Origin of the sequence: Microcoleus sp. S13_C5, from assembly GCF_036700845.1 — a bacterium.
In the GTDB taxonomy this organism is placed as follows: domain Bacteria; phylum Cyanobacteriota; class Cyanobacteriia; order Cyanobacteriales; family Microcoleaceae; genus Microcoleus.
This window is the reverse complement of record NZ_JAUBPR010000248.1, coordinates 1-2,557: the sequence shown is the minus strand read 5'-3', so window position 1 is coordinate 2,557 and position 2,557 is coordinate 1. Positions and strand designations below refer to the sequence as shown.

Here is a 2,557-nt window from a genome sequence, read left to right as displayed (position 1 = left end):
AAGCAAGCCACTATCGATCAAAGCAACTGGTCACGGGACACGTCAAATGTGCCGCACTGGCAAATTCGGCTTTCCATATCGCTATGTTCCCCGGTTTAAGTTTGTTAAAGGTTTTCAAACGGGAGATATTGTCAAAGCGATTGTAACCTCTGGCAAAAAAATTGGTACCTACGTTGGGCGTGTTGCCGTAAGAACCAGTGGCTCATTCAATATTTCCGCCTCAGAATTAGTGTCAGGAATTAGCCACAAATATTGTTCAATTATTCACAAAAAAGATGGTTATTCGTATGCAGCATAAACCTTGCCCCCCTTTTCCTCTCGCCGCTGACCTGGGTACAGGTACAGCGGGAGTCTCCAAGGGGGAAGAAAAATGAATTTAACTCCTGAAAGCAAAGTCCTAGTACAGGGCATTACAGAATCTCCCGCGTCCACCCGCGCCGCCCTGATGATGAAAGCATACGGCACGAATGTAGTCGCCGGTGTCAGTCCCGGTCGGGGGGGGCTGGAAGTGGAGGGAATTCCGGTTTTTGATTTGGTAGAACAAGCAGTGGCAGCAGTGGGTCACGTTGACACTGCGGTAATTTTTGTAGACGCTTACTCGGTGCTGGATGCGGCTCTAGAAGCGATCGCGGCAGGAATTCGGCAAATCGCGATCGTCACCGGGGGAGTACCTCCTCTGGATATAGTGCAGTTAGTCAGAAAAGCAGAGGCCACCGAAACTTTGGTGATCGGGCCCAACAGTCCAGGGATTATTGTGCCCGACAAACTGCTGCTGGGAACTCACCCCAAGGAATTCTACACTCCCGGCCCGGTGGGGGTGATCAGCCGCAGTAGCACTTTGACTTACGAAGTTGCCCTAGAACTAACGGAGGCTGGGTTGGGACAGTCGATGGCGGTTTGTATTGGCTGCGACGCGATTGTCGGTTCTTCTTTTATGCAGTGGCTGCAAATTTTGGACGAAGACGACAGTACGGAAGCGATGGTTTTAGTAGGGGAAGTTGGCGGGTGGAGTGAACAAGCTGCTGCTTCTTACATCGCCTCGGCGATCGACAAACCCGTTGTTGCTTATCTGGCCGGCCGCTACGCTCCCAAGGGGCCGTCTTTGGGCCACGCCGGCATCCTGATCAGTTCTCGGGCGGCTGCCCAGAAAGCCTTTGGAGTTACGGCCCCAAACAAAATGGCTGCCTTTGAAGAAGCGGACATACCTGTGGCGGCTCGACCTTCAGAGATTCCTAAGTTGCTCAAAAAATTGTTAAAGAAAAATTGATTGCTTTGGGAGTTTTCACAAAAGTCCTAACCCTCTTGGGGGTTGGGATAGGGGTAGGGCGGGGGCAGGTTTGGTCTCAAAAGTGTCTGCAGAATGCTACAACAGCCGCTTCAACGCGCCCCTAGGACACATTTATGATTTTTTTACCAAAGCCCTCTGACTGGCGTCACAGGCTGCGGTGCGGGTGCTGGCAAGGGCGCGACGCGGCGAGGCGCTGGAGGCGGAGTTGTGGGCTGCACGCTGCGGCGAGGTTCGATCGGACTTTCGGTGGGATTTGTTTCAGTTGTGCGAGTTGTCGATCGCGTCACATCTTGAAGCAGGCTTCGCAGAGTTCCGGCTATACTCTGAACTTTCCCAACAGCGGTGCGAAGGCTGGCAACATCTACGTAAACCTCGTTGAGAGGATACTTTTTCAGGATTTCTAGCAGCGATACCTTACCGTCATCCCCGGATGCCAGGATCACCGCTGCCCGCAAAGCTTTCCCGCTTTCTGTGCGGCGCTGAGTCCGAATTGCTTGACCGATGTCGTCAGTGATTTTTTCTCCTGGGGTGCTGTAAACTACCCTGGCCAGATTAGCAGGCTTTAAACCAATTTCTAAACCCATGAACCCCCGCAGTATTTGCGCGTCCATTTTGGAGAACCGGATAATTTGTTGGAGGGTGGGCGTCGTCGTGCCGTTTTTAGCAAAGTCTTCTAAGTCGCTGATGTTGATGGCTTGTCTGATCGGGCCAAATGTGAGGACAACTTTTTCTGCCCCTAATGCTCTACTGCTGCTAGATAATATGCTCCCGCTTGCTCCTAAAAGTAGGGCAATGCCGATCGATACAAATTTTGTTAATTTCATATTCACCGCTACATTAAAATTATTTTTTCGAGATTTGTACATTTTTGTACATTATAGATGAAGCAGTTATATTCTACAAGGTCGCCAGTGTAATTTGAGGCCGCGTCACACCGACAATCTCGAACGAGACTTTTTCTCGATCTTGACTTTAAGAATAAGTAACCACATCGGCCGAAATCTTTTCGCTTCTATTCCTTCTGCCTTCTACCTTATAAATCTCCAGCCTCCTCTATCAGAGTGTCTTCCGCCTTGTACATAAGTGCCTTATAAAAATTATAGGAACTGCCCTGACGGGAGGACGTTCTTAATTGCACAAACATAAGGGATCAATTGCTTCTTCTTTCTCTCTTAGGCAACTACATCCCTCTTCAGGGTAAGAGCATCTCAATCAAGCTTGACAAAAGGAGTTGAGAACAGTCATCATATAATCATTATTCATAGAAGC

The 2,557-nt window shown here is 49.6% G+C and carries 2 protein-coding genes and 1 pseudogene; 2 read left to right on the top strand and 1 reads right to left on the bottom strand.

The window, feature by feature from the left end:
* Positions 1-298 (top strand): annotated as a pseudogene (locus QUA04_RS29260) (RNA-guided endonuclease IscB); the annotation flags it as partial.
* A gap of 72 nt (positions 299-370) precedes the next feature.
* Positions 371-1,267, top strand: a complete 897-nt coding sequence (locus QUA04_RS29255) for a CoA-binding protein (RefSeq protein WP_333264189.1) — start codon at positions 371-373, stop codon at positions 1,265-1,267.
* Positions 1,268-1,410: 143 nt separating this feature from the next.
* Here the strand turns inward: QUA04_RS29255 and QUA04_RS29250 are convergent, their stop codons facing one another.
* On the bottom strand, positions 1,411-2,112 hold the full coding sequence (locus QUA04_RS29250) for an alpha/beta hydrolase (protein WP_333264186.1): 702 nt from the start codon (positions 2,110-2,112) through the stop codon (positions 1,411-1,413).
* Positions 2,113-2,557 lie beyond the last annotated feature (445 nt).

Bases quoted from the DNA above. Each gene is read 5' to 3' on its own strand.
- QUA04_RS29255 (WP_333264189.1), top strand. From the start codon at position 371: ATGAATTTAACTCCTGAAAGCAAAGTCCTAGTACAGGGCATTACAGAA.
- QUA04_RS29250 (WP_333264186.1), bottom strand. From the start codon at position 2,112: ATGAAATTAACAAAATTTGTATCGATCGGCATTGCCCTACTTTTAGGA.